Below are 4,539 nucleotides of genomic sequence, written 5' to 3'. Positions count from 1 at the left end.
CACGCCGCCACCCGACCGCGCGGCCGCCCTGCCCGGCGTGGCATCGCAGGCGGCGCAGCCGAGCGTCGCCCTGACGACGACTCCCGGGGCGCTGGGCACGACCCCGACGCCGAGCAGCGCCCGGAGCGGTTCCGCGACGGCGACGACCAGGCCGGCGCCGTCGGTGTCGGCCAAGGTGCCGATCACCGAGAACGCTCCGGTCCCGCTGACCGCGTCGTACCGGACGTCGTCGGTCACGGCCGGACTGCTCGGCTACCGGATGGCGGTCACGGTGGCCAACCCCGGGACGAGCGCCAAGGACGGCTGGACGGTGACGGTGACACTGCCTCGGTCGACGCTGCGGGTTTCCCGGGTCAGCGGCGCGACCGCGGCGCAGGACGGCTCGGTGTGGACGTTCACACCGGACGCCACGACCTCCCGGGTGCCGGCGGGCGGCTCGGTCGAGCTGGCCTTCGAGGTGCAGGGCGCGACGCTGATCGACGCGACCCCGCAGGACTGCCGCATCGACGGCAATCGCTGCGGGGACTGAACGCCGGACCTTACGGCTTGCGGCCGACCGCGCCGTACTGGTCGATCTCGGGTGCCTCGGCTTCCGGCCGCCACCGGGTGACCGAGACCAGGCCCGGCTCGACCAGCTCCAGGCCGTCGAAGAGCTGGGCCAGACGGGCCGGGCTGCGCAGGTGGTACGGCAGCGCGGCGGACTGGTTCCAGAGCCGGGCCGCCTCGACGACCTCGGGGCTGATGTCGGTGCCGTCGTACAGGGCGAGGTAGCTGCCCGACGGCACCGCGGCCAGCGCCTTGCCGACCATGGCCTGGGCCTCGGCGTCGTCCTCGACGTGGCCGAGCACGCCCATGAACAGGACCGCGACCGGCTGGGAGAAGTCCAGCGTCTTGGCCGCCTCGCGCAGCACCAGATCCATGTCGTGCATGTCGGCGTCGAGGTAGCTGGTGACGCCCTCGGGCTTGCTGGTGAGCAGGGCCCGGGCGTGCGCGAGCACCAGCGGATCGTTGTCGACGTAGACGATGCGGCTGTCGGGGGCGACCGACTGGGCGACCTCGTGGGTGTTGTTGGCGGTGGGCAGTCCGGTGCCGATGTCGAGGAACTGGCGCACCCCGGCCTCGCCGGCCAGGTGGCGCACCGCCCGGGCCAGGAACGCGCGGCTGAGCCGGGCGTTCTCGGCGAGCGCGGGCTGGCCGACGAGGATCTGATCGCCGACCGCCCGGTCCACGGCGAAGTTGTCCTTGCCGCCCAGCAGGTAGTTCCAGATCCGGGCGGTCTGGGGCACCGAAGTGTCCAGTTTGGGGTGCTGTTGCTCGTCGCTCGCCACGTGCCACTCTCCGAATCGGACGGTACAGGTCGCAGGTCCGCGCCAGCCTAGACTGCCGCGTCCACGCTACCGCGCGGCTCCGTTCGCCGGGGTCCCGAACCAGCGGGTCGCGGCCCGCTCGAACGCCTTCCGCTCAGGGTCACGGTCACCCACCCAGGCGACGGTGCCGTCCGGCCGCACGAGCACGGCGCCCAGGCCGAGATCGTTGCGCGCCGGCCCGGCCGCATAGCGCAGCCGGCTATGCCAGCGGCGCGCCGGCTCGGCCAGGGACTGGCCGGGGCTGAAATCGAGGACGGCGCCGTGTCCGTCCCGCAGCAGGTCGCCGAGGCGGGTGCCGTCCCGGAGCCGGAACTCCGGGGCGTTGCGGCCGACCAGGGGCTGATCGCTGCCGAGGTCGTACCGGATGGCCGAGCCCGACAGCTTGCCGTACACGTAGGTCGTCACGTCCCGGGTGCCGATCAGGTCGCGGATCAGGGCCTGGACCGCCTGGCTGTGCGGGTCCGGCCGCATGGCCGCCGCCTGGGCCCGGGTCCAGTCCAGGGCCGCGGCGCCGATCGGATGGCGCTCGCTGGTGTAGGTGTCGAGCAGCCCGTCCGGCGCGTGCCCGTGCACGGTCGCGGCGAGCTTCCACCCGAGGTTCAGGGCGTCGCCGAGGCCCAGGTTGAGGCCCTGCGCGCCCAGCGGCGAGTGGATGTGCGCGGCGTCCCCGGCGAGCAGGACCCGTCCCCGGCGGTAGGTCGTCGCCTGCATCGCCCGGTCGGTGAAGGTGGAGGCGAACCGCACGTCGCTCACCGTCACCTCGGTGCCGGAGACCCGGCGCAGCACCGCCTGCAGATGCTCGCGGGTCGGCGGCCGGGAACGATCGAACGCGCCGCCGTCGAAGTCCATCACGCCGAGGTGCCCCGGTACGGCCATCCGCAGGTACATGCCGGTCGGCGTCAGGTTGAAGCCCGGACCCAGCAGCTCCGGGTCGGCCACGGTGGCGAGCATGAGGTAGCCGGTGAACTGCGGCTCGGTGCCGATGAAGTCGAAACCCGCGAGGCCGCGTACGGTGCTGCGCCCGCCGTCGCAGCCGACGAGCCAGCGGGCCGCGTACTCGTGGTCGCCGGCTTGGACGAGCACACCGTCCGCGTCCTGGGTGACAGCGGAGACCGAGACGCCGCGCTTGATCTCCACGCCGAGTTCGGCGGCCCGCTCGGCCAGCACCGTCCCGACCGCTTCCAGGCTCGTCATGACGCCCTGCATCGCCGGGCCGGGCAGCCGGAACGGCAGGGCGGTGGTGTCGACCTCGGCCGGGTCGAGCATCATGCCGGCGAAGTGGCCCACGCCGCGCGGCGGCGGTGCCTCGTCGGCGTCCGGGTCCGCGCCGGGATCGTGGTGCACCCCCGACGCGGTCAGCAACGGTTGCAGCATCCCGCGCCGGTAGAAGGCCTCGACCGACGTGACGGACAGTCCCCGCATACCCAGCGGCATCGCCTTCCACGGCGATTCCGGCTCCGCGTCCCGTTCGAGCACCAGGACCGAGCAGCCCGCGAGACCGAGCTCGCACGCGAGGAACAGGCCGACCGGGCCGGCGCCCGCGATCACGACGTCGTGCACGGCGCGCCTCATGCGAACAGCGCCAGGTCGACGGAGTCCGCCAGGGCCCGGTAACCGGCGTCGTTGCCGTGCAGGTGGTCGCCCGCGTCGAACTCGTCCCGGAGCCGGGCCGGATCGCCGGGATCCCGCCAGACGGCGTCGAAGTCCAGCACGGCGTCAAAACCGCCACCGGTACGGATCCAGCCGTTGACCGCCTGCCGCGCACTCTCCCCCGCCGGGGCGAAGACGTCCGAACCCCCGTACGGCATGAGCGTCGCGCCGTAGATCTTTATGCCGCGGCTGTGCGCCCGGGCGATGAGCTGGTGGTAGCCCGCGATGAGGTCGTCCGCGGTCACGGGCGCACCGGGGAACATGGCCAGGAACTCGGCCAGCGGCCCGTCGTCGCGCGGGGCGAACGAGATGGCGAGGTCGTTCGAGCCTTCCAGGACCACCACGTGGCTGAGACCCGGTGTCGCCAGCACGTCGCGGTCGAAGCGGGCCAGGGCCGAGGCGCCGAAGCCGTCGTTGAGCACCCGGTTCCCGCTGATGCCCTGGTTGCAGACGTGCACCGCGGGCCCGTCCCGCCCGGCGAGGCGACCGGCCAGCAGGTCCGGCCACCGGTGCCCGGTGTCGGGCGTCGAGCCGGCGCCGTCGGTGAGGGAGTCGCCGAGGGTGACAACGGCCGTGGCCGGGCCGTCGGGAAGCACCTCGACCGCCGAGATGAGGCCTTGGGCAGGCAGTGGCACGGCGGTGCTGGGCAAGGCGGGCGCGGCCACGGCGTCCCCGGGGATGGACCAGCCGCCGTCCAGGTCCGAGCCGTGACTGGTGCAGGTCTCCACCCGGCCGGGCAGATACAGGCTGATCGACAGCTGGGAGAGGGCCGCCAGGGGCAGGTCCACCGGGTCGCTGAGGATCGGGGCGCCCGCCGGGACGTCGGCGTTCGGAAGCCCGGCGAAGGTCAGCTCGCGGTCGCTGCCCGGCTCGATCGCCCCGCCGGGAGCCGCCAGTCCCAGCCGTGCCGCGCCGATGGTCAGCGGGGTGGTTCCGTACTCGTTGGTGAAGCGGACGCGCACCCGGCGCCCGCCGCCGCTGAGCCGCACCACCTGGCGCAGGGTGGCGTCGGCGAACGGCTCGAGGGCCGAGACCGACGCGCCGGGCGCCTGGGGCGAGGCGCTCCAGGAGCGGACCCAGCCCTGGTCCGCGGCATTCAACTGACTCATCCGGTGCCTCCGTCGGTCGTGGTGGTGATCCGTCCGGGACCGAGCTTGCGGCCGGGCGCTCACACCGGGCGCACATGGCGCTCACATGCGCCGATTTGGGGACTTCCGGAGGCCCGCGCGAAGATCAGGTGATGGACGAGGGCGGGGGGCTTCGCGTCGCGCTGCTCGGCGCCTTCCGGCTGTCCCGCGGTGACGCCGTGCTGCCGGTCGCGGGCGCACGGCTGCAAGCTCTGGTGGTGCGGCTGGCGCTGACCGGCGGTCGAGCGGTCGAACCCGGGGTCCTGGTCGACGCGATCTGGGCCGAGGATCCACCGGCCGGCGCCGCTCATGCCCTGCAGGCCCTGGTCTCGCGGTTGCGCCGGATCCTCGCCGCGGCCGGTGATCTGGCGCAGGTCGCGGGCGGCTACCGGCTG

Annotated in this window: 5 protein-coding genes; 2 read left to right on the top strand and 3 right to left on the bottom strand. The window is 73.8% G+C overall.

The window, feature by feature from the left end; genetic code table 11:
- Positions 1-529: cellulose binding domain-containing protein (locus AB0C29_RS35090; protein WP_360829631.1), on the top strand; the 529-nt coding region annotated here is incomplete at its 5' end.
- A gap of 10 nt (positions 530-539) precedes the next feature.
- On the opposite strand, the gene AB0C29_RS35085 is transcribed toward AB0C29_RS35090, so the two are convergent.
- The 3 genes from AB0C29_RS35085 to AB0C29_RS35075 all read right to left on the bottom strand — a co-directional run bounded on the left by AB0C29_RS35085 (position 540) and on the right by AB0C29_RS35075 (position 4,126).
- A complete protein-coding gene (locus AB0C29_RS35085; protein ID WP_360829628.1) occupies positions 540-1,328 on the bottom strand; it encodes an SAM-dependent methyltransferase in 789 nt (262 codons plus the stop codon).
- Positions 1,329-1,394: 66 nt separating this feature from the next.
- The gene (locus AB0C29_RS35080; RefSeq protein ID WP_360829625.1) at positions 1,395-2,927 is read right to left on the bottom strand and encodes an FAD-dependent monooxygenase; all 1,533 of its coding nucleotides are present in this window, start codon (positions 2,925-2,927) and stop codon (positions 1,395-1,397) included.
- Positions 2,928-2,935: 8 nt separating this feature from the next.
- Positions 2,936-4,126, bottom strand: a complete 1,191-nt coding sequence (locus AB0C29_RS35075; RefSeq protein ID WP_360829622.1) for an SGNH/GDSL hydrolase family protein — start codon at positions 4,124-4,126, stop codon at positions 2,936-2,938.
- 131 nt (positions 4,127-4,257) lie between these two features.
- Between AB0C29_RS35075 and AB0C29_RS35070 the strand changes: the two genes are divergently transcribed.
- Positions 4,258-4,539: hypothetical protein (locus AB0C29_RS35070; protein ID WP_360829619.1), on the top strand; the 282-nt coding region annotated here is incomplete at its 3' end.

This window comes from Actinoplanes sp. NPDC048791, assembly GCF_040650095.1.
Classification (GTDB): domain Bacteria; phylum Actinomycetota; class Actinomycetes; order Mycobacteriales; family Micromonosporaceae; genus Actinoplanes.
The sequence above is the reverse complement of the archived record's forward strand: the minus strand, read 5'-3'. Positions and strand labels throughout refer to the sequence as shown.